Source organism: Burkholderia sp. Bp9016 (genome assembly GCF_003857765.1).
Classification (GTDB): domain Bacteria; phylum Pseudomonadota; class Gammaproteobacteria; order Burkholderiales; family Burkholderiaceae; genus Burkholderia.
Genome location: NZ_QTPY01000002.1, coordinates 125,253 through 150,466, shown reverse-complemented (window position 1 = coordinate 150,466; position 25,214 = coordinate 125,253). Strand labels below are relative to the sequence as shown.

Here is a 25,214-nt window from a genome sequence, read left to right as displayed (position 1 = left end):
TGCGATCGATTCTAGAAAGCCGTTTTTTTTGTCACAATGATCGAATTTCGAACATTTCTTTGCCGAAAAGGCAAAGCTTGGCGGCCCGCAGTGGCACGGGGACAGAACGATGGCGGCTTTCCTGCATGGTCTTGCGCTGCGGTACTTCGTCGAAGTGGCGCGCACCGGGTCGATCAGCGACGCGTCCGCGCGACTGCACGTCGCCGTGTCGGCGATCAGCCGCCAGATCGCGAAGCTCGAGAGCGAGCTCGGCGCACCGCTGTTCGAGCGCCGGCCGCGCGGGATGGCGCTGTCGGAGGCGGGCGAACGGCTGCTCGGCTTCGCGCAGCGCAGCCTGCTGGAGGCCGAGCACGTAATGAAGGAAATCGGCGGGCTCGAGGCGCTGCACGGCAGCCTGCTGAAAATCGCCTGCTCGGAAGGGTTCGCGATCGATTTCCTGCCGGGCGCGCTCGCGAGCTTCAAGGCGCGCCATCCGGGTGTCGATTTCTCGGTGTGGGTCGTGTCGCCGGCGGATGCGACGCGGCGCGTACGCGACGGCGATGCCGATATCGGGCTGACGTTCAGTCTCGCGCCGGAGCAGGGCGTGCGCGTCGAACATACCGAACGCGCGCCGGTCTTCGCGCTCGTGCGGCACGACCATCCGCTCGCGGCGCGCGAGTCGGTGTCGCTCGCCGATGTCGCGCGGCACCCGCACGTGCTGCCCGAGGCCGGCACGACGGTGCGCCAGCTGATCGACATCGCGTGCGTACTCGAGGGGTTGATGCTCGAGCCCGAGCTGACCAGCAACAACACTGCGGTGATGTATCGCTACGCGCAGCGCACCGGGGCCGTGATGTTCACGGGCCTGCTGTCGGTGCGGGACCGTTTCGACGCGGACGGCTTCGTTATCGTTCCTGTTTCGAACCCGCAGTTGCGCGAGCGCAGCATCCAGGTGCAGACCATGGCGGGGCGCGATCTGCCCGCGTCCGTGCGCGCGTTTCGCGACCATCTGGTCGACGTGATGAGCGCCGCATCGGCGCCGCCGGTTGCCGCGTGCGGCCCGGGACGCCCGGGCGTGAGATAATCGTGAATCCGCCTTCCGTGCCCGTGCGGCTCGTCGAGCCGCATCGCCCCTGTTCGACGCCAAATTGAAGAACCTGATTGTCACCCTCGATCGCGCCGGCGAGTTCGACGAGATCATCGACGTGCGTACGCCGCTCGAGTTCGCCGAGGACCATATCCCCGGCGCGCTGAACGCGCCCGTGCTCAGCAACGAGGAGCGCGTGATCGTCGGTACGATGTACCGGCAGGTATCGCCGTACGAAGCGACGCGTGTCGGCGCGGCAATGGTTGCACGCAACATCGCGCGTCATCTCGACACCACGTTCGCCGACCGGCCGCGCAACTGGCGGCCGCTGATCTACTGCTGGCGCGGCGGCAAGCGCTCGGGCTCGATGACGACCTGGTTCAACCTGATCGGCTGGCAGGCGCGCCAGCTCGACGGCGGCTACAAGGCGTACCGCCAGTCGGTATGTGCGACGCTCGACACGCTGCCGACGCGGTTTCGCTACATCGCGCTCGTCGGTCATACGGGTTGCGGCAAGACGCGGCTGCTGAACGCGCTGGGCGACGTGGGCGCGCAGACGCTCGATCTCGAGGCGCTCGCGTGTCATCGCGGCTCGCTGCTCGGCGCGCTGCCGGGCAAGCCGCAGCCGTCGCAGAAGGGGTTCGATTCGGGGCTTGTCGAGACGCTCGGGCGTTTCGACCCCGAATGGCCGGTGTTCGTCGAATCGGAAAGCCGCAGGATCGGGCTCGTGCATCTGCCGATCGCGCTGATCGACGCGTTTCACGCCGGGCCGTGGGTGCAGGTCGAAGCGGCGCACGACGAGCGCATCGCGTTCCTCCTTGAAGACTACGCCCATCTGTTCGACGCGCCGGCTGCGTTCAAGGCGCAGCTTCAACGGCTGATCGGCCTGCACAGTCGTGACCAGGTGGCGCACTGGAATGCGCTGATCGATGCCGACGCGCGGGCTGACCTGTTCACCGAACTGATCGACAAGCATTACGATCCCGCTTATGCGCGCACCTATCGTGCAACGTACAACAAGCCGAACCGGGTGCTGACGTTCACGTTCCAGCCGAACGCGGCCGACGTGCGCGATCAGGCGCGCACGCTGCTGGGCCGGCTCGCGCAAGCGGGCCTGCCTGCGTCGGCCGCGCTGGCGGCAGGCGTGGAATCCACAACCGATCAAGACCAATCGATCACCACACGATGACGACCACACGCACCCAACCCAGTCCGGCGCTCGGCTGGATGACTTTCCTGCTGATCGCGGTCGCGGGACTGTTCTACGTAAAATGGTTTCCGTATTACAACAAGGCGTTCGTTGCCGCCGAACATCATTCGATCGGCCAGTCGATCCTGATGGGCACGTCGGCGACGGCGCCCGAGCCGTCGCTGAAGGCGGCGCTCGACTACGCATGGGCATACGGCAAGGCGATCTGGCAGGCGATGGTGCTCGGCCTGCTGCTCGGTTCGGCCGTGCAGGCACTGCTGCCCGTGCAGTGGGTTGCGCGCGTGCTTGGCCGCACCGGCTTCGGCAGCGTCGCCGCAGGCGGCCTGTTGTCGCTGCCCGGCATGATGTGCACGTGCTGCGCGGCGCCGGTCGTCGCGGGCCTGCGTGCGCGGCACGCGTCGCCGGGCGGCGCGGTCGCGTTCTGGCTCGGCAACACGGTGCTGAATCCGGCCGCGCTGGTGTTTATGGGTTTCGTGCTCGGCTGGCACTGGAGTGCGCTGCGGCTGGTCCTCGGCCTCGCGATGGTGTTCGGGATCGGCTACCTGCTGAACCGGATCGCACGTCCGGAAGAGCGCAGCATCGACGACGCGCAACTGGCCGCGCTGGTTGCCGAGCAGGCCGCGGCGGGCAATCCGTTCGTGCGCTGGGTGAAGCTGTTCGCGCGCATGGCCGTGCGGCTCATCCCCGAATACATCGTGCTCGTGCTGCTGCTCGGTGCGGCGCGTGCGTGGCTGTTTCCGCATATCGGCCCGGACATCGGCAACCATCTCGGCTGGATCATCGCGTTCGCGGTGGCGGGCACGTTGTTCGTGATTCCGACGGCCGGCGAGGTGCCGATCATCCAGGCGATGCTGTCGCTCGGCATGGGTGTCGGCCCGGCCGCCGCGCTGCTGATGACGCTGCCGCCGATCAGCGTGCCGTCCCTCGCGATGCTCGCGCGTTCGTTCAAGCCGACCACGCTGGCGATCGTCACGGGCCTCGTCATTGTGTTCGGGATCGCGAGCGGGCTGCTCGCAATCGCGTTCGGGTTCTGACGGGCGCGCGGACGGGACGGTAATCCGGCGCGCCATCTCGGCCAGCCGGCTCGTCTCGGCGGCCGGCAAGCGGGGAGCGAGATGCCCGGCTGCCGGCGTCGAAGGGCGCGCGTGATTGCGCACCGCCGTACGCGCAGGCCGCTCCCGCCACGCATCAGTCGTATTCATCCGGCGCCGCCGCTCCATGCGTGCGGTGCCCTTTACAAGAAGCAAACAGGAAAACGCATGACCCAACCGAAGATTCATCCTCGACTCGAAAAGGCGCTGACGCGCGGCGATCTCGCGATCCGCCAGGCCAATTCCGCGCGGGCGACTGCCGTGCTGAACGCGCTCGGCACGATGATCATCGAAGCCTCCGCCACGATCGGCGTCGAGGCGAGCATCGACATTCCGCAGGGCGATCGCATTTACGATCCGGTCAACGGCCTGTGGCCGCAGAAGATGCTGGTGTCGTTCGACGGTCCGGTCGACGAAGCCGACGCGGAAGAACTGCGCGCGGTCTATCTGATTGCCGACGATCCGGGCACGCAGTTTCGCGTCGAATGGCATCGCGCGGACGGCAAGCTCGGCCGCCAGGAAGGCGGCCCGCTTGCGACTGTCGCATTCCTGACCGACGTCGAAATTCCGTGGAGCGACGACGACGAGTAACGTCGTCGCCACGTCGTATCGAGCCGGCACGGTGCCCGCCGGCCGTCAGCGCATCATCCGCCGCCGGAACAGCCACGCGGAGACCACGAATCCGCCCACTGCGTAGCCGGCGAGCACCGCGACGTGAAGACCGATGTCGGTCGCCGGCCGGCCGAGCATCGCGGGCCGGATCAACTCGACCGCGTTCGCGAGCGGCAGTGCATGCGCCGCGTGCTGCGCGACCGGCGGCAACTGCGTGATCGGGAAGAACACGCCCGACAGCAGCAGCATCGGCGTCAGCACGAGCGTCTGATAGAACATGAAGAAATCGTAGGACGGCGCGAGCGCCGTGACGATCATTGCTGTGCTTGCGAAAGCGAGACCGGCGAGCACAATCACGGGCAGCGCCGCGAGCATCGACGGAAACTGCGCATAGCCGAGCAGCCCCGCGACGATCATGATCGCGACGCCCGACAGCATCGCCTTGCTCGCGCCCCAGACGATTTCACCGAGCACGATGTCGCCCAGCGCGAGCGGCGTGTGCATGATCGCTTCCCAGGTGCGCTGCACGTGCATCCTCGAGAAGCCCGAATACATCGACTCGAAGCTCGCGGACATCATCACGCTCGATCCGACCGTGCCGGCCGCGAGGAACGCGATATACGACACGCCGTCGACGTGGCCGAGCATCAGGCCGAGCCCGAACCCCAGCCCGAACAGGTAGATCATCGGATCGGCGAGATTGCCGAACATCGACGCCAGCGCCAGCTTGCGCCACACGAGATAGTTGCGCCGCCACACGGCGATCCAGTTGGTCGCGTTCGCGGGCAGCGCGATCGCAAAGCGCGACTCGCGCGGCGGTGCGGACGGCGCGGCGGCGGAATAGTTGCGTACGTCCATGATCGGTCAGTCCTGCATTTCGCGGCCCGTGAGCCGCAGGAACACGTCTTCCAGATTGGCCGGACGATGCAGATAGCGCAACCCCGGGCGACCCTTGAGTCGCGCGCTGAGCGGTTCCGGGTCGGTCACGTAGCAGAACAGCGTCTCGCCGCTGATCTCGGTGTGCTTCGCGAACGGCGCCAGCTCGTCGCGCAGCGCGACCGGATCCGGCCCGTAGATCTCGATCACGTCGCAGCCGATTTCCGATTCGATCAGCGCGTGCGGTGCGCCTTCGGCGATCTTGCGGCCTTCCTCGATCACGCACAGCCGGTCGCACAGGCGTTCGGCTTCCTCCATGAAGTGCGTGGTGATCAGGATCGTCTTGCCGCGTGCAAGCAGCGAGCGCAACCGCTCCCACATCAGGTGCCGCGCCTGCGGATCGAGGCCGGTGGTCGGCTCGTCGAGCACCAGCACGTCGGGATCGTTGACGAGCGCTCGGGCGAGCGTCAGGCGGCGTTTCATCCCGCCCGACAGTTCGCCGACCTTGGCATCGGCCTTGTTTTCCAGCTTTGCGAATTCGAGCAGCGGTTGTACGAGCGCGCGCGCGGCCTGCGCCGACATCCCGAAATAGCGGCTGAACACGAGCAGGTTTTCGCGAACCGTGAAGTCGGGGTCGAGATTGTCGAACTGCGGGACGACCCCGACGCGGTGACGCGCATGCCGCGCACGCGACGGAACCGGTTCGCCGCACAGCGAAATGGTGCCTGCATCGGGATAGGCGAGACCGAGCAGCATCTTCAGCGTCGTGGTCTTGCCGGCGCCGTTCGGCCCGAGCAGGCCGTAGCATTCGCCAGCCTCGACGTGAAAGGACAGACCGTTGACGACGAGCTTGTCGCCATAGCGTTTTTCGACGTTTCGGAAATCGATCGGTGCAACGGACATGGCAATTTTGTCGTTGTAAGCGGCTGCGGTGCGTGTCGCTGCCGGCCGGTGCGTGTGCCGCCATGCGAACGGACCGGGCGAATGCGTGTCACACGAGCATGACCGAAGCGAACGCGTGCCGGCGGCACGAATGGGCCATTCTAGTGCATCGGCTGCGTCTCTTCAGGGCATGCCGCGCGCGGCACGGCGATTGCCTGCATGGATCGTGCACTGCATCATCGCCGACCCGCCATGCGGGGCGAATCAGCGTTTTCCATCCCTTGCATCCGGAATTGCGGCGCACCATGATGAATGCATCGGTACGTATTCGCGATAGGGAGGCTTCATGGCTTGCTACAACAAGATTCTGCTGTGCTACGACGGCACGCTCGAAGGGCGCAAGGCATTGCGGTGCGGCGCCAATCTCGCGCTGGATCTGAAGGCGGAAACGCATTTGCTGTCGGTCGTCGACATGCGCTCGAGCATCGCCCAGAGCGCGGGTCTGCTGACCGACGTCGCATGCGGCCGTTTCGAGGAAACGGCCCGCGAGATTCTGCAGGAAGGCGTGAACTGGCTGCGCGAGCGCGGCGTTCAGGCCGAAGGCCATTTCGCGTTCGGTTATCCGATCGACGAAATCGCGAATCTCGCAACCGAATTGCAGGCGGATCTCGTCGTCGTCGGCCATCGGTGCCGCAGCGGGTTGTCGAGATGGTGGATGGGGTCGGGCAACACGCAACTGCTCGATCGCGTGAACTGCAGCATTCTGGTTGCGTGTTCGTCGGCCGAAGAGCAAAAGGCCGAGATTGCGCGCGAGCGCGAAGCGGCGACCACGAGCGGCAAGTGACGCAATGATGACGTGACCGACTGACTCGACCGGCGATTCACGTCGGTCACGCGCTGTGCCGTATCGGCGGCATGCACATCGATTGCGATCGATTACGCGTGCAGGTCGATCTCGGACAGCTTCCACGAGAATAGACCGAAGCGATGAAAGATCGCCGCATAGCGTGTGCCGTCGCCGCTGCGCTGGTAGGTCACGACAAATTCATCGATATTCCGGTAGCCGGCGCTCGTTTGCTGCGGATGGCCTGCATTGCTCGCACCGGCCGGTGCGGACGACGGCGCCGGTGCCGTAGCAGCAGGGGGAGCGGCGTTGCTGCCGGGTGCGGGTGCGCTCGCCGGCGCGGCCGGTTCATTGCCAGCAGTCGTGCCCGGAGGCGGACCAGACCATTCAGGCGGGCGTTCGCCCGGATTGCCTCGCGGCGGTATGCCACTCATCAGCGCCGCCACGCCTTCCGGTGTCGCATATGCGTCGACCAGCGGGCCGATCAATGCGGACCCGATCAATGCGCCGATCACCGCGAACGGATTGTTCTTTTTGACCGAGTCGATCCGGCGCATCAACTCTTCCGTGACTTGCTGCTTCAGGCTGATGCGCAGGGACGGGAAATCGACATACTCACTGACCGCTTGCGCATCGCGCGCGTCGATCGCCGATTTCAGGCGACCGAGCGCGACGTACGGCGATGCGTACGCGTAGCCGATCGCCGCAATGACGACGACGGCCAGCGCGACGATCAGCAAGGGTTTGAGCCGCGACGTGCGGCCCGGCGATTCAGTCACGATGCCTCCGGTGCGGACAGGTTCCGCAATCAGAGACCGCCTTGCTGGGCTGATCGTTCCTCTGCGATGCAGCGATCGATCATCCGGCACACGGCGTCGATCGTGCCGACCATGATCAGCCGCGACCGGCCGTGATACACGCGCACGGGCGCGCGGCGCGCCGGCTCGGCGTGATTCAGGCCCGCGTTCAGCGATACCCGTGCAAACGCGGGCAGCGCTGACGGCAGCAGCGACGCCTGCCGTTCAACTGCGACTTCTTGGCTCGCCACGGGCGCTGCAGCGGACAGCGGCGCGCAGGGCGTGCGGCCGCGCAGGTGACGCAGGCGACCGAATTGACGGAAAGGCAGCAGACGGGCAAGGCGTTCCATGGAGTTCTCCTCAGCGAGACTGATTGTCAGAGTTCGCCCGAGCGGATCAGCCCGACGGCGATGCCTTCCAGCGCAAACTCCGCGCTGCCGGCCTTGACGAAGATGTTTTCGTAATCCGGGTTCTCCGCGATCAGCTCGAGGCCGCCGGGCCGGCGCATCAGGCGCTTGACCGTGACGTCGTCGCCCAGACGCGCGACGATGATCTGGCCGTCCTTCGCTTCGGTGCGCTTCTGCACCGCGAGCAAATCGCCATCGAGAATGCCGGCATCGCGCATCGACAGGCCGCGGACCTTCAGCAGGTAGTCCGGCTTGCTGGTGAACAGCGCGGGATCGCATGCGTAATGCTGCGAGATATGTTCCTGCGCGAGGATCGGGCTACCGGCCGCGACGCGGCCGACAAGCGGCAGCGACAGTTGCATCAGGCCGGCATGCGGCAGCGTGAACTGGTGCGGTGCGTCGTCGAGGCCGAGCAGGCGGATGCCGCGCGAGGCGCCGGCGGCCAGCTCGATCACGCCCTTGCGCGCCAGCGCACGCAGATGTTCCTCGGCTGCATTCGGCGAGCTGAAACCCAGTTCGGCCGCGATCTCGGCGCGCGTGGGCGGGAATCCGGAGCGCTCGATCGCGCGGCGGATCAAGTCGAACACTTGCTGCTGACGGGCAGTGAGTTTGGTCATGGCTGAACTGTATGGATAGACAGTGAGCTGTATTTTTATACAGTACTCCGCGAATTTCAAGTGTTACTTGAGGTTCGACGCGATCGCGCCGATTCCGGCGCGATGTCGCGACGTCCGGACGCCGGTTCGTCTGCCGCAACCGTCCGTCCAGTATGCGTTAGCACTTTTGAGTATTAAAAAATGAAGAACGATTATTTTTAATCATGTAACCCGTTCGTTAGACTGGCTCGACATCGCAATACCGACAACACTGGAGAACCAAGGATGGCGAAGCGCAATACGGGGCTGGCGGGCGGAGTGGGCCGCCTGATCGCAACACTCGCGCTGGGCGCGGCGGCGGCGCTGGGCGTCGCGACGCATGCCCAGGCCGATACGACGTTCCTGAACGTGTCGTACGACCCGACGCGCGAGCTGTATCAGGACTTCAACCAGGCGTTCGGCAAGGAGTGGAAGGCGAAGACGGGCGAGACGGTCAACTTCAAGCAGTCGCACGGCGGCTCGGGTGCGCAGGCGCGCTCGGTGCTCGACGGCCTGCAGGCCGACGTCGTCACGTTGGCGCTCGCGTACGACATCGACGCGCTCGCGAACAAGGGGCTCATCAACAAGGACTGGCAAAAGCGCCTGCCGGACAACGCGTCGCCGTACACGTCGACGATCGTGTTCCTGGTGCGCAAGGGCAACCCGAAGGGGATCAAGGACTGGGACGACCTGACCAAGCCGGGTATCTCGATCGTCACGCCGAACCCGAAGACGTCGGGCGGCGCACGCTGGAACTACCTCGCCGCGTGGGCGTATGCCGTGCACAAGCCGGGCGGCAACGAGCAGACGGCGAAGGAATTCGTGACGAAGCTGTACAGGAACGCCGGCGTGCTCGATTCGGGCGCGCGGGGTGCGACGACGAGCTTCGTGCAGCGCGGGATCGGCGACGTGCTGATCGCATGGGAAAACGAGGCGTTCCTGTCGATCAAGGAATTTGGCACCGACAAGTTCGAGATCGTCGTGCCGTCGGTGAGCATCCTGGCCGAGCCGCCCGTCGCGGTGGTGGACAAGGTGGTCGACAAGAAGGGCACGCGCAAGCTGGCCGAGGCCTACCTGAACTTCCTGTACAGCCCGCAGGGCCAGGAGATCGCGGCACGCAACTACTACCGTCCGCGCTCGAAGAACGTGCCGGCGGAGCTGACCAAGCAGTTCCCGAAGCTGAAGCTGTACACGGTCGACGACACGTTCGGCGGCTGGACGAATGCGCAGAAGACGCATTTCGCGGATGGCGGCGTGTTCGATTCGATTTACAAGCCGCAGTAACGCCACGCAACGAACCATAACGACAGCGGCGCGCCACGACAGCGCGCCGCATCCTCGACGGCCTGCCGGCGCGACTCCCCGCGCCGGCATTTGCGTCGGACCCGTGAGCAGCATCGACCCAGCAAGAGCATCCGATGACGACGTACACCTTTCGCAAGCCGAGCGCGCTGCCCGGTTTCGGCGTGACACTCGGCATCACGGTGGCCTATTTGAGCCTCGTGGTGCTGATCCCGCTCGCCGCCACGTTCCTGAAGACCGCGACGCTGTCGTGGGACCAGTTCGTCACCGCCGTCACGTCGCCGCGCGTTCTCGCGTCGTACCGGCTGACGTTCGCCTCCGCCCTGGGCGGCGCCGTGATCAACGCCGTGTTCGGCTTTCTCGTCGCGTGGGTGCTGGTGCGCTACACGTTCCCGTTCAAGCGCCTCATCGACGCGATCGTCGACCTGCCGTTCGCGCTGCCGACGTCGGTCGCCGGCATCTCGCTCGCGGCCGTCTATGCGACCAACGGCTGGGTCGGCCAGTATCTCGCGCCGTTCGGCATCAAGATCGCGTTCACGCCGGTCGGCGTGCTGGTCGCGCTGACCTTCATCGGGCTGCCGTTCGTCGTGCGCACAGTGCAGCCGGTGCTGGAGGATTTCGAGCGCGAGCAGGAAGAGGCCGCCGCATGCCTCGGCGCATCGCGCTGGCTCACGTTCCGTCGCGTCGTGCTGCCGGCCGTGCTGCCTGCGCTGCTCACCGGCTTCGCGCTCGCGTTCGCGCGTGCGCTCGGCGAATACGGGTCGGTGATCTTCATCGCCGGTAACGTGCCGATGAAATCCGAGATCACGTCGCTGCTCATCATCACGAAACTCGAGCAGTACGACTACGCGGGCGCCACCGCGCTGGCGGTCGTGATGCTGGTCGTGTCGTTCCTGATGCTGTTGTTGATCAACACGCTGCAGTGGTATCTGCAGCGCAGGACGAGCAAGGGGGCGAGCGGCCCCGCGCCGACGACCGTCACCGTTGCCGCAGCAGGAGGCCAGCAATGAGCCAGGAGTCCACCGCCGTGCTGAACAATCCGTCCGCGGCGCTCGCGCGCGCCGCGAAACAGCTCGATCCCGTCAGCGAGCCGCGCGCCGTGCGCTGGCTGCTGATCGGCGTTGCGCTGGCGTTCCTCGCGTTTTTCCTCGTCGTGCCGCTCGCCGCGGTGTTCGTCGAGGCGCTGCGCAAGGGCGTCGGCTTCTATTTCGAATCGCTCGCCGATCCCGACGCGTGGTCGGCGATCAAGCTGACGCTGACCGTCGCCGTGATCGCGGTGCCGCTGAACCTCGTGTTCGGCGTGTGCGCGTCGTGGGCGATCGCGAAATTCGAATTCCGCGGCAAGGCGCTGCTCACCACGCTGATCGACCTGCCGTTCTCGGTGTCGCCGGTGATCTCGGGCCTCGTGTACGTGCTGCTGTTCGGTGCGCAGGGCTGGCTCGGCCCGTGGCTGCAGGATCACGACGTGCAGATCATCTTCGCGGTGCCGGGCATCGTGCTCGCGACGATCTTCGTCACGTTCCCGTTCGTCGCGCGCGAGCTGATTCCGCTGATGCAGGCGCAGGGCACCGACGAGGAAGAGGCCGCGCGCGTGCTCGGTGCGTCGGGCTGGCAGATCTTCCGCCGCGTGACGCTGCCGAACGTGAAGTGGGGCCTGCTGTACGGCGTGATCCTGTGCAACGCGCGCGCAATGGGCGAGTTCGGTGCGGTGTCGGTCGTGTCCGGCCACATCCGCGGCGTGACTGACACGATGCCGCTGCACGTCGAGATTCTGTACAACGAATACAACTTCGCGGCGGCGTTCGCGGTGGCGTCGGTGCTCGCGCTGCTTGCGCTCGTCACGCTCGCGCTGAAACTGCTCGCCGAACGTCACCTCGCCGCCGAACTGGCTGGCGCACGCGATGACGTTCCCGCTCATGCCGGCCCCGTCGCCGTCATTTCGTCGAAATCGTAAAGAGGCAACCAGAATGGGTATCACCGTCCGTCACCTTCAAAAGCGCTTCGGCGATTTCACCGCACTCGACAACGTGTCGCTCGACTTCCCGCCTGGCGAGCTCGTCGCACTGCTCGGACCGTCCGGTTGCGGCAAGACCACGCTGCTGCGCGTGATCGCGGGCCTCGAGCACGCGGACGCCGGCCAGGTCGTGCTGCAGGGGCTCGACGTCGCGTCGGTCGGCGCGCGCGATCGCCAGGTCGGCTTCGTGTTCCAGCACTACGCGCTGTTCCGCCACATGACCGTATTCGAGAACGTCGCGTTCGGGCTGCGCGTGAAGCCGCGTCGCGAGCGGCCGTCGGAAGCCGTGATCCGGGACAAGGTGCATGAGCTGCTGAAGCTTGTGCAGCTCGACTGGCTTGCGCAGCGCTATCCGTCCGAACTGTCGGGCGGCCAGCGCCAGCGGATCGCGCTGGCGCGTGCGCTCGCGGTCGAACCGAAGGTGCTGCTGCTCGACGAGCCGTTCGGCGCGCTCGACGCGAAGGTGCGCAAGGAATTGCGCGGCTGGCTGCGGCGTCTGCACGACGACCTGCACATTTCGACGATCTTCGTCACGCACGACCAGGAGGAAGCGCTCGAAGTGGCGGACCGGATCGTCGTGCTGAACCGCGGTCACGTAGAGCAGGTCGGCAGCCCGCAAGACGTCTACGATCATCCGCAAAGCGCGTTCGTCTACGAATTCCTCGGCGCGGCGAACCGGCTGCCGGGCACGGTTGCCGGGCGCGGCTTCGTCGCCGAAGGCGCGTCGGCGCCGATCGCGGTCGACGCCGATTTCGCGGGCCCCGCGAACGCATACGTGCGGCCGCACGACCTGCAGCTCCGGCCGGTCGGCGACGGGCATCGTGACGGCATCGCGGTGGACGTGCGCCGCGTGATTCCGCTCGGCGGCTCGGTGCGGGTCGAGCTCGAGGCGCGTGCAGGCGGCGCGCTCGAAGCCGAACTCGATCGCGACGCGTGGCGTGCGCTCGCGTTGCAGGTCGGCGACGGCGCGACCGCGGTACCGCGCGCGGTGCGCGTATTTCCCGCACACTGACGCCCGAACCCGGTAAAGAGAAGAGAGCGGATACCGCTCCGAATCGTCATTCGAACAACGACAGCCTAAGAGGCATACCCATGAATTTTCAGCAATTGCGTTTCGTGCGCGAAGCCGTGCGTCAGAACATGAACCTGACCGAAGTCGCGAACGTGCTGTATACGTCGCAGTCGGGCGTGTCGAAGCAGATCAAGGATCTCGAGGACGAACTGGGCGTCGACATCTTCATTCGGCGCGGCAAGCGCCTCACCGGGCTCACGGAGCCCGGCAAGGCCGTGCACCAGTTGATCGAGCGGATGCTGCTCGACGCCGAGAACCTGCGCCGTGTCGCCCGTCAGTTCGCGGACCAGGACAGCGGCCACCTCGTCGTCGCGACGACGCACACGCAGGCGCGCTACGCATTGCCGAAGGTGATCCGGCAGTTCACCGACGTGTTCCCGAAGGTGCATCTCGCGCTGCGCCAGGGCAGCCCGCAGCAGATCGCGCAGATGATCCTGAACGGCGAGGCCGATCTCGGCATCTCGACCGAGGCGCTCGACCGCTATCCGGACATCGTCACGTTCCCGTGCTATTCGTGGCACCACACGGTCGTCGTGCCGAAGGGGCATCCGCTCGTCGGTCGCGAGAACCTGACGCTCGAGGAAATCGCCGAATATCCGATCATCACGTACGATCAGGATTTCACGGGCCGCTCGCACATCGACCAGGCGTTCACGCAGGCCGGCGCAGTGCCGGATGTGGTGCTGACCGCGATCGACGCGGACGTGATCAAGACCTATGTCGAACTCGGGATGGGGATCGGCGTCGTTGCGGCAATGGCCTTCGATCCGCAGCGCGACACGGGCCTGGTTGCGCTCGACACGCAGCATCTGTTCGAGGCGAGCACGACGCGTGTCGGGCTGCGCAAGGGCGCGTTCCTGCGCGCGTATGCGTACCGGCTGATCGAGATGTTCGCGCCGCATTTGAACGAAGCGGAAATCGCGGGGCTGCTGCGCGAAGCGGTCTGATTGCACGGGCGATATTTCGGCGGCGCGGCATGCGTCCGCCGAATGTGTTGCAAGGGCTCGCCATGACGACGGATTTGCCTCCGTCGCGCCCGATCCGGTTCATGCGAAGCGACGCCTTTCGAGCGTTTGCCGACTAACAGAAAAACAAGACGGCACGTTCGACCGCTTCGCATCGACCATATCGAACGCGGCATTTTTACGGAGATATGATTTAATTCGCCGCAATACCGGTCGGTGAATCGCGTCGGCACCACCGGGTGGGCGGTGGCCGCGCGGTACTCGTCGGCGTGCATCGCGTCGCGACGCCACACCCGGCGAAAGTAGAAAAAGCCGAAAAAGCGCACGGCAGATTCGAGGGCCCACCGCACGTGGCCCATGCCGATTCCCGACCACGACCTCATCGCCATCACGGCGTGCGGCGCGCACGAAACAGGGCGGAACAATGAATCTGAAACGGTTTCTCTTTTCCTTCGAAGGCCGGATCGGGCGCTTGCCATGGTGGATTTACGCGCTCGTCTATGCCGTGCTCAGCGCGCTCTTCGATGCGAGGTCTCGCGGCGCGTCGGCCGAGGATCTGCCGCTGCTGCTGGTGCTCGTTTTTCTGGCGATTGCCGTCGTCTCGATATGGTCGTCGATCGCGGTCGGCGTCAAGCGCCTGCACGACATCGACAAGTCGGGGTGGTGGATGCTGTTGATTTTCGTGCCGATCGTCGGCGCGATCGCGTTGTTCGTGATGAACGGTTTCATCGCTGGCACGCCGCACGCGAACCGCTTCGGCGAGCCACCGTCGGACGATCGCGACGAATCGGCACCGCAGGGTCCGGCATGAGGTACGGCAACCGGCGTATGTATTGCCGCCGCCCCGCGATACACCCCGTGGGGCGCTCAGAATAAACCCTTAAATATTGATCAGACGGGTTGCGCGCCGAACCGAAACGGTACAGCATAGCCCTCACTCCGCCGGCGTCCCGCCGGCGGTGGCGCGTCAATGATAGCACGCGTCAGGCAGTCGGCCGTCTGCCTTGCTTCCATTCCGTGGTACCGACAAGCAACATCGATGGCCAATGTCCGGGAAGTGTGGCGCAAACGTTTGCTCACATTAAAACAACAGCCAAACAACAATCCGGCCCGTCGGGCCAGTCGCCAGGAGATGTGTATGAATGTCCTCTTTCGCCGTCGCTTCCTGACCGCCGCGCTTGCCGCCGTCGCGGTCGCTGCCGCACCGGCCGTTCACGCGCAATCTGCAGCCAAGCCGAAGGTCGCGCTCGTGATGAAGTCGCTCGCCAACGAGTTCTTCCTCACGATGGAAAACGGCGCGAAGGAATACCAGAAGCACAACGCCAGCCAGTTCGACCTGATCACCAACGGCATCAAGGACGAGACCGACACCGCGAACCAGATCCGCATCGTCGAGCAGATGATCGTGTCGAAGGTCGATGCGATCGTGCTCGCGCCGGCCGATTCGAAGGCGCTCGTGCCGGTCGTGAAGAAGGCGGTCGACGCGGGCATCATCGTCGTAAACATCGACAACCGGCTCGATCCGGACGTGCTGAAGTCGAAGAACCTGAACGTGCCGTTCGTCGGGCCGGACAACCGCAAGGGCGCGCGCAAGATCGGCGACTATCTCGCGAAGCGGCTGAAGGCGGGCGATCAGGTCGGCATCGTCGAGGGCGTGTCGACGACGACCAACGCGCAACAGCGCACGGCCGGCTTCCAGGACGCGATGAAGGCGGGCGGGATGAAGGTCGTGTCGGTGCAGTCGGGCGAATGGGAAATCGACAAGGGCAATGCGGTTGCGTCCGCGATGCTCAACGAATACCCGAACCTGCGCGCGCTGCTGTGCGGCAACGACAACATGGCGATCGGCGCCGTGTCGGCGGTGCGCGCGGCAGGCAAGCAGGGCAAGGTGTTCGTGGTCGGCTACGACAACATCAACGCGATCAAGCCGATGCTGAAGGACGGCCGCGTGCTCGCGACCGCCGACCAGTATGCGGCGAAGCAGGCGGTGTTCGGCATTGATACGGCGCTCAAGGCGATCGCCGAGCATCGCAAGCAGGCCGACTTGTCCGGCGTGGTCGAGACGCCGGTGGATCTCGTGACGAAGTAACGCCGCTGCCGGTCGCGGCCGCCGCCGCCCTCAAGAATGCGGGCCGGCGGCCGTTATCCGGGGTGAGCGCGATCACGGCCACTGCATGCACATGCACTTGTGAGCGTCATACCCGCGCGCCGCGTGCGCGCGGCCGCAACCAGGATCGCGATGGAACCGACCTTCCAACCCCCCCGTTCAGCCGTCCCCGTGCTGTCCGTCTCCGGTGTGGGCAAAACCTACGCCGAACCCGTGCTCGCCGACGTCACGCTGACGCTCGCGTCGGGCGAAGCGCTCGCGCTGACGGGCGAGAACGGCGCCGGCAAGAGCACGCTGTCGAAGATCATCGGCGGCCTCGTCGATCCGACGACCGGCACGATGCAACTCGGCGGCCAGGCCTATGCGCCGGCGAGCCGCACGCAGGCCGAAGCGCTCGGCGTGCGCATGGTGATGCAGGAACTGAACCTGCTGCCGACGCTGACGGTCGCCGAAAACCTGTTCCTGAACCGTCTGCCGCGCCGCTTCGGCATCATCGACCGCGCGCGGCTGCGCGAGGACGCGCGCGCCGCGATGGCGCAGGTCGGCCTCGACGCGGTCGACCCCGATACGCCGGTCGGCGCGCTCGGTATCGGCCATCAGCAGATGGTCGAGATCGCGCGCAACCTGATCGGCGACTGTCGCGTGCTGATCCTCGACGAGCCGACCGCGATGCTGACGGCGCGCGAGGTCGAACTGCTGTTCGAGCAGATCGACCGGCTCAAGGCGCGCGGCGTGGCGATCGTCTACATCTCGCACCGTCTCGAGGAACTCGCGCGCGTGGCCGAGCGCGTTGCGGTGTTGCGCGACGGCCGGCTCGTGCACGTCGGCGACATGGCCGCGACGACGTCCGACGGGCTCGTCACGCTGATGGTCGGGCGCGAGATCGGCGAACGCATCGATCTCGGCGCACGTCATATCGGCGTGCCGCGACTCGTCGTATCGGGCATGACGCGCGGCACGGCCGTGCAGGACGTGTCGCTCGAGGTGCGCACGGGTGAAATCTTCGGGATCTCGGGGCTGATCGGCGCGGGGCGCACCGAATTGCTGCGGTTGATCTACGGCGCGGATACGCCGGACGCCGGGATGATCGCGGTCGGCGATCCGCTGAAGCCCGTGCGCATCGGCTCGCCGGTCGACGCGGTGAAGCACGGCATCGCGCTGATCACCGAGGACCGCAAGGGCGAAGGGTTGCTGCTGTCGCAGTCGGTCACGTCGAACGTGTCGCTGGGGCAGCTCGACCGGCTCGCACGCGGCGGCATCGTCGATACGGCGCGCGAGACGGCGCTCGCCGAGCAGCAGATCGACGCGCTGCGGATCCGCACGCACGGCGCCGCGCAGGCGGTCGGCGAGTTGTCGGGCGGCAACCAGCAGAAAGTCGTGATCGGCCGCTGGCTCGCGCGCGAGATGGGCGTGCTGCTGTTCGACGAACCCACGCGCGGCATCGACGTCGGCGCCAAATTCGAGATCTATGCGCTGATGGGCGCGCTCGCGCGCGAGGGCCGCGCGCTGGTGGTCGTCTCGAGCGACCTGCGCGAGCTGATGTTGATCTGCGACCGGATCGGCGTGATGTCGGCCGGCCGCATGACCGCCGTGTTCGAGCGCGGCAACTGGACCCAGGATGCGCTGCTGGCCGCGGCGTTCGCCGGCTTCGGCCGCGAAGCGCTGCCGGACGGCGCGCGGCAGCCGGATGCGCAGGCAGCATCGCGCGCGGCTTCCGGCACACCGAGCGGCACTTCGACGACAGGACGACAGCCATGACCCAGCCTCCCGTATCCCCGACCGACGCAGGCGCCCCGCAGACCGTGGCGGGGCGTCGTGCCCGCGCGCTGTCCGGCACGCGGCTCGGTTTGTCGAACTATCTCGGGCTCGCCGGCGCGCTCGCCGCGATGATCGTGCTGTTCTCGACGCTGAGCTCGCATTTCCTGACCTACGATACGTTCAGTACGATCGCGAACCAGATTCCCGATCTCGTCGTGATGTCGGTCGGGATGACCTTCGTGCTGATCATCGCGGGGATCGACCTGTCGGTCGGCTCGGTGCTGGCACTGGCCGCGTCGATGGTCAGCGTGGCCGCATTGAAGTGGCAATGGGGGCCGTTGCCGGCGGCGCTGATCGGGATCGCGATCGCGACCGTCACCGGCGCGCTGACGGGCGCGATCACGGTCGGCTGGCGGATTCCGTCGTTCATCGTGTCGCTCGGCGTGCTGGAGGCGGCGCGCGGCGTCGCTTACCAGCTGACGAATTCGCGTACCGCGTACATCGGCGATGCGTTCGATTTCCTGTCGAACCCGATCGCGCTCGGCATCTCGCCGGCGTTCCTGATCGCGGTCGCGGTGACGATCGCGGCACAGTTCGTGCTTGCGCGTACGGTGTTCGGGCGTTATCTGGTCGGGATCGGCACGAACGAGGAAGCGGTAAGACTTGCGGGGGTTAACCCGCGGCCGTATAAAATCGTCGTATTCGCATTGATGGGCGCGCTCGCGGGACTCGCGTCGCTGTTCCAGATTTCGCGGCTCGAGGCCGCCGACCCGAATGCGGGCGTCGGCCTCGAGCTGCAGGTGATCGCGGCCGTCGTGATCGGCGGCACGAGCCTGATGGGCGGGCGCGGCTCGGTGATCAGCACGTTCTTCGGCGTGTTGATCATCTCCGTGCTGGCCGCCGGGCTGGCGCAGATCGGCGCGAACGAGCCGACCAAACGAATCATCACCGGGGCGGTGATCGTGGTGGCGGTCGTGCTCGATACATATCGCAGCCGGCGCACGCGCGCGCGGTAGAACTACACGAAAGGCAGACCAGAGAGAAACGGGAAATGGCGACGATCAAGGATGTGGCGGCCATGGCGGGCGTGTCGTTTACGACCGTCTCGCACGTGGTGAACAATTCGCGGCCGGTGTCCGCGGATGTGCGTGCGAAGGTCGAGGGCGCAATTCGCGAGCTGAACTACGTGCCATCGGCGGTGGCGCGCTCGCTGAAGGCGCGCTCGACGGCGACCATCGGCCTCGTCGTGCCGAACAGCACAAATCCGTATTTTGCGGAGCTTGCGCGCGGCATCGAGGATCAGTGCGCGGCCAACGGCTATTGCGTGTTCTTCTGCAATTCGGACGACGATCCCGTCAAACAGCGCAACTATCTGCGCGTGCTGCAGGAAAAGCGCATCGACGGGCTGATCGTCGCGTCGGCGGGCGAGGACGCGGTGCTGGCACAGACGCTCGCGGACGCGCATGCGCCGCTCGTCGTGGTCGACCGCAACATCGAGGGGCTCGCGGCCGATCTCGTGCAGATCGACCACGAACGCGGCGCCTACCTGGCGACGCGCCACCTGCTCGAACTCGGGCACGCGAAGATCGGCTGCATAACGGGACCGACGGACACGGCCGTCAGCGCGATGCGCGTGCACGGCTTCATCCGCGCGATGGCCGAGCGCGGGATCGACATCGTGCCGGGCGCGATCGCGGAAAGCGATTTCTCGTGCCTCGGCGGCTATCACGCGGCGGCGCGGCTGTTCGAGTCGGTGCATCCGAGCGCGATTTTCGCGGGCAACGACCTGATGGGCGTCGGTGCGCTGCGCGCGGCGGCCGAGCGCGGCATGCGCGTGCCGGACGACTGCTCGATCATCGGCTTCGACGACATCGAATTCTCCCGCTACACGTATCCCGCGCTGTCGACGGTGGGCCAGTCGGTGCGCGCGCTCGGCGAAATGGCCGCGCAGACGCTGATCGAGCGGATCGGCGGCGGCTCGACGTCCGCGCCGAGCCGTCGTCGCGTCGTGTCGCCGCGGCTCGTGCTGCGCGAATCCACCTCGGTCTATCGCGAGCCGGCCATGCCCGGCCCCAACGCATGACGGCGCGCGCAGCGGCGCCCGGCCGCGTGACGGTGGTCGGCAGCCTGAACATGGATCTCGTCGTGCGTTCGCCGCGGCTGCCGCTGCCGGGCGAAACGCTCGCCGGCCATGCGTATGCGCAGGCGGCGGGCGGCAAGGGCGGTAACCAGGCCGTCGCGGCTGCACGGCTCGGCGCGCGGGTCGCGATGATCGGCTGCGTCGGCGCGGATGCGTACGGCACGGCGCTGCGGGCCGGCCTCGAAGCGGAGTGCATCGACTGCACGGGGCTCGCGACCAGTGCGGCGGCATCGACCGGCGTCGCGCTGATCGTTGTCGACGACGCGAGCCAGAATACGATCGTGATCGTCGCGGGCGGCAACGGGGAAGTCACGCCCGATACGGTCGCGCGGCACGAAGCTGCATTGGCTGCGACCGACGTGCTGATCTGCCAGCTCGAGACGCCGCCGGACGCCGTATTCGCGGCGCTGTCGGCCGGGCGGCGGCTCGGCCGCACGGTGGTGCTCAATCCGGCCCCGGCCGTCGCGCCGTTGCCGGGCGACTGGCTGCCGCTTGTCGATTACCTGATTCCGAACGAAGTCGAGGCCGCCGCGTTGACCGGACTGTCGGTGCGCGATCCGGACGATGCACAGGCCGCGGCGCGCGCGCTGCAGGCGGCCGGGGCGCGCAACGTGCTGATCACGCTCGGCGCGCGCGGCGTGCTGGCGCTGACGGCGGACGGTGCGGCGCGGCATTACCCGGCGCCGGTCGTGCAAGCGGTCGACACGACCGCGGCCGGCGATACCTTCATCGGCGGTTTCGCCGCGCGGCTCGCGGCCGGCGAGGACGTCGATACCGCGATTCGCTTCGCGCAGCGCGCGGCGGCGCTGTCGGTGACCCGAGCGGGTGCGCAGCCGTCGATTCCCACCCTCGCCGAACTGGGCGAATAGAACCGGATTGCCCCCATCGCGGCCGGCGCCTGCAGCAGCAGGCGGCCGGCCGTTTCTTTTCTGGCGTTGTCGCGCAAACCGCGTTGGCATCGTCTTCCTGCCCCGCGAACCGGCAGTGGTTTGCCCCCATTATTCAGCAATCTGTAATTCATGAACTGATTGGTGAAAAAGAGTCGTCGATACCATCAAGTTGGGCCGCGCGCGGTCGTAAATGCATCGGGCGAAACACTGTTTCGAAAACGGGCTCGGCCCGTCCATGACGACGTAAAACAGGAAGGATGATGGTGTTCACAAACCTGACGATTCGTGCGCGCATCGGTTTGACGATGGCGTTTCTCGCCATGCTGCTGGGAGTGATCGGTGTGCTCGGCCTGTACGGGATGACGCGCTCGAACGACTCGACGCGCGAAATTTTCACGAACCAGATGCCGAGTGCGGTGAACGTTGCCGTCGCGGAAATGTATGCGGCGCGCGAGCGGCTGGCGCTCGACCGCGCGGTGATGCTGGCCGGCACGCCCGACGCGGCGGCGGCCGTCGAGCGCAGCCGCAGCATGCGTACGCAGTCCGACGCGTGGTGGCAGAAGTACCTCGCGCTGCCGCGCGGGCCCGAAGAGGACGGGCTTGCCCAGGACGTTGCCGCGAAGCGACAGGCGCTGCAAAGCGCGTGCGACGCGTTCGCGGGCCTCGTCGGCTCGGATCAGCACGACCGGATCGGCGACGGCGCGAAACAGTTGCAGGTGCGCTACAACGAACTCGCGGTCGCGAGCGAAGCGCTGCGCAGCTTTCAGTTCCGCGACGCGCAGGCGAGCTTCAATCACGCGGAATCGGTGTACGAGATGCTGCGGGTGCTGTCGATCGTCGTGCTCGTCGCCGGCTTCGGCGCCGCGGTGTTGTCGTGGCTGACGCTCAGCCGTGCGATCGGCCGTCCGCTCGCGGATGCGCTCGCGCACTTCGACGCGATCGCCGCGGGCGACCTGCGACGCTCGATCGTCGTGCGACGCCGCGACGAAATGGGCCAGTTGCTTGATGGCCTCGCGAAGATGCAGCACGGGCTCGTCGATACGGTGCGCACCGTACGCGGCGGCAGCGAGTCGATCGCGACCGCGGCGCGGCAGATCGCCGCCGGCAACATCGACCTGTCGTCGCGCACGGAAGAGCAGGCGGCGGCGCTGCAGGAAACCGCATCGAGCATGGAGCAACTGACCGGTACCGTGAAGCAGAACGCGGACAATGCGAGGCAGGCAAGTTCGCTGGCCGCGAACGCATCCGAAATTGCGAACAAGGGTAATACGGTCGTCGGCCAGGTGGTCGGCACGATGGGCGAGATCAACGACAGCTCGGCGAAGATCGCGGACATCATCGCGATCATCGAGGGGATCGCCTTCCAGACCAACATTCTCGCGCTGAACGCGGCGGTCGAAGCCGCGCGTGCCGGCGAGGACGGGCGCGGTTTCGCGGTGGTCGCCGGCGAAGTGCGCAGCCTCGCGCAGCGGTCGTCGAGCGCGGCCAAGGAGATCAAGGCGCTGATCGATGCATCGGTGGACCGCATCCGCACCGGTTCGGCGCTGGTCGACGAAGCGGGACGCACGATGAGCGACGTGATCGGTGCGGTGCAGCGTGTGACGGACATCATGGGCGAGATCGCGGCAGCGTCCGAGGAGCAGAGCGGCGGCATCGATCAGGTCGCGCGTGCGGTCGCGCAGATGGACGAGGTGACGCAACAGAACGCGGCGCTCGTCGAGGAGGCCGCTGCGGCGGCGCAATCGCTCGACGAACAGGCCGCGCGTCTGCGCCAGACGGTTTCGGTGTTCCGGATCGACGACGAAGCGGTACGGCCGGCAGCGGGTGTCGCTGCCGCGCGTCAAGCGCCGCGCGCGATGCCTGCCGCGCCGGCAGCCGTGTCGACCGCGACGCCCGCACCGGCGACGGCGTCGGCACGCGACGATCGCGATGCGCCGGCGAAGCGCACGGCAATTGCTCCGTCGGCTCGCAAGCCCGTGGCCGCGTCCGCGACGCCCGCACCGGCGCCGCTTGCAGCCACCGCCGGCGGCGACGACTGGGAGACGTTCTGATTCGCGTGGATCGCGCATCTATCCCCATTTGGTAGCGCACGACGCCCGCGGCATGCGGGCGTCGTCGTTTCGGTGATCGACTGAATGTGACAGCGCACATGAACGATCGTGCATCGTCGCGCGTCGTGTTTTGGCATCCGTGCTACGTACGGGTATCTCCGAAGGATGCGAAAAAAATTTGTAACGGCGCACGTGGCGTGTCGTCGCATACGATCGCTCGAACGTATAGGGATGAAGGGGCGTGAGAACGAAGACGTGGAGGAGAAGCGACGACGACCAGAGCGTCCAACGCACGAGACGTTCCGATGCTCGACGAGACACCGCGGATGCAGTTTCTGCGGCTCGGGAGATCGATTGTAAAGCGTGGAAATGCATTGTCCAACCGGTGTTGTCGAGAATGACGAACTTCATACGAAGAGTTCGTGAAAAAAAAACAGAAAGGGTTTAGGATGAATTCGAACGCGCTTGCTTCTGCGCAGTCATACGAAGGCAAGCACGTCTTCAGACTCAGGCGAGGGAGGTAGCATGGATATTTACAGCAGCTTCGCGAACCGCTTCGAAAAAACGCGAGAGGAAGAGCTCTCGCTGGAGGAGTATCTCGCGCTCTGCAAGAACGATCCGTCAGCGTACGCCACGGCCGGCGAACGCATGCTGGCTGCAATCGGGGAACCAGAACAAATCGATACTCGCAACGACCCGCGCCTGTCGCGGATCTTCGCGAACAAGGTTATCAAGGTCTATCCCGCGTTTCGTGAGTTTTACGGAATGGAGGAAGTGATCGAGCAGGTCGTCGCTTACTTCCGGCACGCCGCGCAAGGGCTCGAAGAGAAGAAGCAGATCCTCTACCTGCTCGGCCCGGTGGGCGGCGGCAAGTCGTCGATCGCCGAGCGCCTGAAGCAACTGATGGAGCGCGTGCCGTTCTATTCGCTGAAGGGTTCGCCCGTCAACGAATCGCCGCTCGGGCTGTTCGACTACGACGAAGATGGCCCGATCCTCGAAGAGCAGTACGGCATTCCGCGCCGCTACCTGAAGAGCATCCTGAGTCCGTGGGCCGTCAAGCGCCTGCATGAATACAACGGCGACATCCGCCAGTTCCGCGTGGTGCGCCGCTATCCGTCGATCCTGCGGCAGGTCGGCATCGCGAAGACCGAACCGGGCGACGAGAACAATCAGGACATCTCGTCGCTCGTCGGCAAGGTCGACATCCGCAAGCTCGAACAGTACGCACAGGACGATGCCGACGCATACAGCTACTCCGGCGGCCTGTGCCTGGCGAACCAGGGCTTGCTCGAATTCGTCGAAATGTTCAAGGCGCCGATCAAGGTGCTGCACCCGCTGCTGACCGCCACGCAGGAAGGCAACTTCAAGGGCACCGAAGGATTCGGCGCGATTCCGTTCGACGGCGTGATTCTCGCGCACTCGAACGAGTCGGAATGGAAGGCGTTCCGCAACAACCGCAACAACGAGGCACTGCTCGACCGGATCTTCGTCGTGAAGGTGCCATATTGCCTGCGCGTGTCGGAAGAGACGAAGATCTACGAGAAGCTGATCCGCAATTCGTCGCTGGCCGAAGCCGTGTGCGCGCCCGGTACGCTGAAGATGATGTCGCAGTTCTCGGTGCTGTCGCGCCTGCACGAACCGGAGAATTCGAGCCTGTTCTCGAAGATGCAGGTGTACGACGGCGAAAACCTGAAGGACACCGATCCGAAAGCGAAGTCGTACCAGGAGTATCGCGACTACGCGGGCGTGGACGAAGGGATGACGGGCGTGTCGACACGCTTCGCGTTCAAGATCCTGTCGCGCGTGTTCAACTTCGATTCAAGCGAGGTCGCGGCCAACCCGGTGCACCTGATGTACGTGCTCGAACAGCAGATCGAACGCGAGCAGTTCCCGCCGGAAACGGAGCAGAAATACCTGTCGTTCGTGAAGGACGTGCTCGCGTCGCGCTATGCGGAGTTCATCGGCAAGGAGATCCAGACGGCTTACCTCGAATCGTATTCGGAGTACGGGCAGAACATCTTCGATCGCTACGTCACGTATGCGGACTTCTGGATTCAGGACCAGGAATTCCGCGATCACGACACGGGCGAGAGCTTCGACCGCGCCGCGCTGAACGCGGAGCTGGAGAAGATCGAGAAACCGGCCGGGATAAGCAATCCGAAGGATTACCGCAACGAGATCGTGAATTTCGTGTTGCGCGCACGGGCGGCCAACGCCGGCAAGAACCCCGTGTGGACGAGTTACGAGAAGTTGCGTGTCGTGATCGAGAAGAAGATGTTCTCGAATACCGAGGAACTGTTGCCGGTCATTTCGTTCAACGCGAAGGGTTCGGCAGAGGAGCAGCGCAAGCATGAGGACTTTGTGAACCGGATGGTCGCGAAGGGCTATACGCCGAAGCAGGTGAGGCTGCTTTGCGACTGGTACCTGCGCGTGCGCAAGTCGTCATGACGCGCGCGGTACCGCGCCCGTGCGGTTCGTCCGCGCGGGCGCCTTCA

Annotated in this window: 23 protein-coding genes; 18 read left to right on the top strand and 5 right to left on the bottom strand. The window is 65.9% G+C overall.

The features are described from left to right. Positions 1 to 109: 109 nt before the first annotated feature. From DIE13_RS03075 to DIE13_RS03060, 4 genes are all read left to right on the top strand, one after another. Positions 110 to 1,063: a LysR family transcriptional regulator gene (locus tag DIE13_RS03075; RefSeq protein ID WP_124825778.1), complete on the top strand. Its 954-nt coding sequence runs from the start codon at positions 110 to 112 to the stop codon at positions 1,061 to 1,063. 64 nt (positions 1,064 to 1,127) lie between these two features. Continuing rightward, entirely contained in the window at positions 1,128 to 2,255 is a 1,128-nt protein-coding gene (gene mnmH, locus DIE13_RS03070) for a tRNA 2-selenouridine(34) synthase MnmH (RefSeq protein ID WP_124825777.1), read from the top strand. Further along, positions 2,252 to 3,310: a permease gene (locus tag DIE13_RS03065; RefSeq protein WP_124825776.1), complete on the top strand. Its 1,059-nt coding sequence runs from the start codon at positions 2,252 to 2,254 to the stop codon at positions 3,308 to 3,310. Before mnmH ends, DIE13_RS03065 begins: the two co-directional genes overlap by 4 nt. A gap of 225 nt (positions 3,311 to 3,535) precedes the next feature. Then, positions 3,536 to 3,958, top strand: a complete 423-nt coding sequence (locus DIE13_RS03060; RefSeq protein WP_059524488.1) for a hypothetical protein — start codon at positions 3,536 to 3,538, stop codon at positions 3,956 to 3,958. A 45-nt stretch (positions 3,959 to 4,003) separates the two neighbouring features. On the opposite strand, the gene DIE13_RS03055 is transcribed toward DIE13_RS03060, so the two are convergent. Further along, on the bottom strand, positions 4,004 to 4,837 hold the full coding sequence (locus DIE13_RS03055; RefSeq protein WP_096505440.1) for an ABC transporter permease: 834 nt from the start codon (positions 4,835 to 4,837) through the stop codon (positions 4,004 to 4,006). Between the two features lie 6 nt (positions 4,838 to 4,843). Next, entirely contained in the window at positions 4,844 to 5,758 is a 915-nt protein-coding gene (gene nodI / locus DIE13_RS03050) for a nodulation factor ABC transporter ATP-binding protein NodI (RefSeq protein WP_233409967.1), read from the bottom strand. 325 nt (positions 5,759 to 6,083) lie between these two features. Between nodI and DIE13_RS03040 the strand changes: the two genes are divergently transcribed. Next, positions 6,084 to 6,581: a universal stress protein gene (locus tag DIE13_RS03040; RefSeq protein WP_124825773.1), complete on the top strand. Its 498-nt coding sequence runs from the start codon at positions 6,084 to 6,086 to the stop codon at positions 6,579 to 6,581. A 92-nt stretch (positions 6,582 to 6,673) separates the two neighbouring features. Here the strand turns inward: DIE13_RS03040 and DIE13_RS03035 are convergent, their stop codons facing one another. The 3 genes from DIE13_RS03035 to lexA are packed head-to-tail and all read right to left on the bottom strand — an operon-like array spanning position 6,674 to position 8,402. After that, complete coding sequence (locus DIE13_RS03035) at positions 6,674 to 7,360, bottom strand: DUF2939 domain-containing protein (RefSeq protein WP_124825772.1); 687 nt, start codon at positions 7,358 to 7,360, stop codon at positions 6,674 to 6,676. 29 nt (positions 7,361 to 7,389) lie between these two features. After that, entirely contained in the window at positions 7,390 to 7,728 is a 339-nt protein-coding gene (locus DIE13_RS03030; protein WP_096505430.1) for a hypothetical protein, read from the bottom strand. Positions 7,729 to 7,754: 26 nt separating this feature from the next. Next, positions 7,755 to 8,402 carry a transcriptional repressor LexA gene (lexA, locus tag DIE13_RS03025; protein ID WP_124825771.1) on the bottom strand — a complete coding sequence of 216 codons (648 nt, stop codon included), beginning with the start codon at positions 8,400 to 8,402 and terminating at the stop codon, positions 7,755 to 7,757. Between the two features lie 264 nt (positions 8,403 to 8,666). Between lexA and DIE13_RS03015 the strand changes: the two genes are divergently transcribed. From DIE13_RS03015 to DIE13_RS02950, 13 genes are all read left to right on the top strand, one after another. Beyond that, the gene (locus DIE13_RS03015; RefSeq protein WP_124825770.1) at positions 8,667 to 9,704 is read left to right on the top strand and encodes a sulfate ABC transporter substrate-binding protein; all 1,038 of its coding nucleotides are present in this window, start codon (positions 8,667 to 8,669) and stop codon (positions 9,702 to 9,704) included. A gap of 134 nt (positions 9,705 to 9,838) precedes the next feature. Continuing rightward, complete coding sequence (gene cysT, locus DIE13_RS03010) at positions 9,839 to 10,732, top strand: sulfate ABC transporter permease subunit CysT (RefSeq protein ID WP_124825769.1); 894 nt, start codon at positions 9,839 to 9,841, stop codon at positions 10,730 to 10,732. Continuing rightward, complete coding sequence (gene cysW / locus DIE13_RS03005; RefSeq protein ID WP_124825768.1) at positions 10,729 to 11,676, top strand: sulfate ABC transporter permease subunit CysW; 948 nt, start codon at positions 10,729 to 10,731, stop codon at positions 11,674 to 11,676. Before cysT ends, cysW begins: the two co-directional genes overlap by 4 nt. Before the next feature lie 13 nt (positions 11,677 to 11,689). Beyond that, positions 11,690 to 12,748 (top strand): sulfate/molybdate ABC transporter ATP-binding protein, encoded by a 1,059-nt coding sequence (locus DIE13_RS03000; protein ID WP_124825767.1) that lies wholly within the window; start codon positions 11,690 to 11,692, stop codon positions 12,746 to 12,748. Positions 12,749 to 12,828: 80 nt separating this feature from the next. Beyond that, positions 12,829 to 13,755: a CysB family HTH-type transcriptional regulator gene (locus DIE13_RS02995; RefSeq protein ID WP_096505416.1), complete on the top strand. Its 927-nt coding sequence runs from the start codon at positions 12,829 to 12,831 to the stop codon at positions 13,753 to 13,755. 442 nt (positions 13,756 to 14,197) lie between these two features. After that, the gene (locus DIE13_RS02990; protein ID WP_124825766.1) at positions 14,198 to 14,584 is read left to right on the top strand and encodes a DUF805 domain-containing protein; all 387 of its coding nucleotides are present in this window, start codon (positions 14,198 to 14,200) and stop codon (positions 14,582 to 14,584) included. 327 nt (positions 14,585 to 14,911) lie between these two features. Then, the gene (locus DIE13_RS02985; protein WP_096505414.1) at positions 14,912 to 15,862 is read left to right on the top strand and encodes a sugar ABC transporter substrate-binding protein; all 951 of its coding nucleotides are present in this window, start codon (positions 14,912 to 14,914) and stop codon (positions 15,860 to 15,862) included. A gap of 150 nt (positions 15,863 to 16,012) precedes the next feature. Further along, positions 16,013 to 17,638, top strand: coding sequence for a sugar ABC transporter ATP-binding protein (locus DIE13_RS02980; protein ID WP_124825765.1), 1,626 nt, complete (start codon positions 16,013 to 16,015; stop codon positions 17,636 to 17,638). Continuing rightward, on the top strand, positions 17,635 to 18,654 hold the full coding sequence (locus DIE13_RS02975; protein WP_124825764.1) for an ABC transporter permease: 1,020 nt from the start codon (positions 17,635 to 17,637) through the stop codon (positions 18,652 to 18,654). Before DIE13_RS02980 ends, DIE13_RS02975 begins: the two co-directional genes overlap by 4 nt. 35 nt (positions 18,655 to 18,689) lie before the next feature. Further along, positions 18,690 to 19,721, top strand: a complete 1,032-nt coding sequence (locus DIE13_RS02970; protein WP_124825763.1) for a LacI family DNA-binding transcriptional regulator — start codon at positions 18,690 to 18,692, stop codon at positions 19,719 to 19,721. Next, positions 19,718 to 20,647 (top strand): ribokinase, encoded by a 930-nt coding sequence (gene rbsK, locus DIE13_RS02965; RefSeq protein ID WP_124825762.1) that lies wholly within the window; start codon positions 19,718 to 19,720, stop codon positions 20,645 to 20,647. The genes DIE13_RS02970 and rbsK overlap by 4 nt, the downstream gene beginning before the upstream one ends. 281 nt (positions 20,648 to 20,928) lie before the next feature. Further along, on the top strand, positions 20,929 to 22,719 hold the full coding sequence (locus DIE13_RS02960) for a methyl-accepting chemotaxis protein (RefSeq protein WP_124825761.1): 1,791 nt from the start codon (positions 20,929 to 20,931) through the stop codon (positions 22,717 to 22,719). 525 nt (positions 22,720 to 23,244) lie between these two features. After that, positions 23,245 to 25,167, top strand: coding sequence for a PrkA family serine protein kinase (locus DIE13_RS02950; protein ID WP_096505402.1), 1,923 nt, complete (start codon positions 23,245 to 23,247; stop codon positions 25,165 to 25,167). Positions 25,168 to 25,214 lie beyond the last annotated feature (47 nt).

What these genes read in the sequence shown, in the direction of transcription:
- DIE13_RS03075 (WP_124825778.1), top strand. Translation starts at nt 110, where the DNA reads ATGGCGGCTTTCCTGCATGGTCTTGCGCTGCGGTACTTCGTCGAAGTG.
- DIE13_RS03065 (WP_124825776.1), top strand. Translation starts at nt 2,252, where the DNA reads ATGACGACCACACGCACCCAACCCAGTCCGGCGCTCGGCTGGATGACT.
- DIE13_RS03060 (WP_059524488.1), top strand. Translation starts at nt 3,536, where the DNA reads ATGACCCAACCGAAGATTCATCCTCGACTCGAAAAGGCGCTGACGCGC.
- DIE13_RS03055 (WP_096505440.1), bottom strand. Translation starts at nt 4,837, where the DNA reads ATGGACGTACGCAACTATTCCGCCGCCGCGCCGTCCGCACCGCCGCGC.
- nodI (WP_233409967.1), bottom strand. Translation starts at nt 5,758, where the DNA reads ATGTCCGTTGCACCGATCGATTTCCGAAACGTCGAAAAACGCTATGGC.
- DIE13_RS03040 (WP_124825773.1), top strand. Translation starts at nt 6,084, where the DNA reads ATGGCTTGCTACAACAAGATTCTGCTGTGCTACGACGGCACGCTCGAA.
- DIE13_RS03030 (WP_096505430.1), bottom strand. Translation starts at nt 7,728, where the DNA reads ATGGAACGCCTTGCCCGTCTGCTGCCTTTCCGTCAATTCGGTCGCCTG.
- lexA (WP_124825771.1), bottom strand. Translation starts at nt 8,402, where the DNA reads ATGACCAAACTCACTGCCCGTCAGCAGCAAGTGTTCGACTTGATCCGC.
- DIE13_RS03015 (WP_124825770.1), top strand. Translation starts at nt 8,667, where the DNA reads ATGGCGAAGCGCAATACGGGGCTGGCGGGCGGAGTGGGCCGCCTGATC.
- cysT (WP_124825769.1), top strand. Translation starts at nt 9,839, where the DNA reads ATGACGACGTACACCTTTCGCAAGCCGAGCGCGCTGCCCGGTTTCGGC.
- cysW (WP_124825768.1), top strand. Translation starts at nt 10,729, where the DNA reads ATGAGCCAGGAGTCCACCGCCGTGCTGAACAATCCGTCCGCGGCGCTC.
- DIE13_RS03000 (WP_124825767.1), top strand. Translation starts at nt 11,690, where the DNA reads ATGGGTATCACCGTCCGTCACCTTCAAAAGCGCTTCGGCGATTTCACC.
- DIE13_RS02995 (WP_096505416.1), top strand. Translation starts at nt 12,829, where the DNA reads ATGAATTTTCAGCAATTGCGTTTCGTGCGCGAAGCCGTGCGTCAGAAC.
- DIE13_RS02990 (WP_124825766.1), top strand. Translation starts at nt 14,198, where the DNA reads ATGAATCTGAAACGGTTTCTCTTTTCCTTCGAAGGCCGGATCGGGCGC.
- DIE13_RS02985 (WP_096505414.1), top strand. Translation starts at nt 14,912, where the DNA reads ATGAATGTCCTCTTTCGCCGTCGCTTCCTGACCGCCGCGCTTGCCGCC.
- DIE13_RS02980 (WP_124825765.1), top strand. Translation starts at nt 16,013, where the DNA reads ATGGAACCGACCTTCCAACCCCCCCGTTCAGCCGTCCCCGTGCTGTCC.
- DIE13_RS02975 (WP_124825764.1), top strand. Translation starts at nt 17,635, where the DNA reads ATGACCCAGCCTCCCGTATCCCCGACCGACGCAGGCGCCCCGCAGACC.
- DIE13_RS02970 (WP_124825763.1), top strand. Translation starts at nt 18,690, where the DNA reads ATGGCGACGATCAAGGATGTGGCGGCCATGGCGGGCGTGTCGTTTACG.
- rbsK (WP_124825762.1), top strand. Translation starts at nt 19,718, where the DNA reads ATGACGGCGCGCGCAGCGGCGCCCGGCCGCGTGACGGTGGTCGGCAGC.
- DIE13_RS02960 (WP_124825761.1), top strand. Translation starts at nt 20,929, where the DNA reads ATGGTGTTCACAAACCTGACGATTCGTGCGCGCATCGGTTTGACGATG.
- DIE13_RS02950 (WP_096505402.1), top strand. Translation starts at nt 23,245, where the DNA reads ATGGATATTTACAGCAGCTTCGCGAACCGCTTCGAAAAAACGCGAGAG.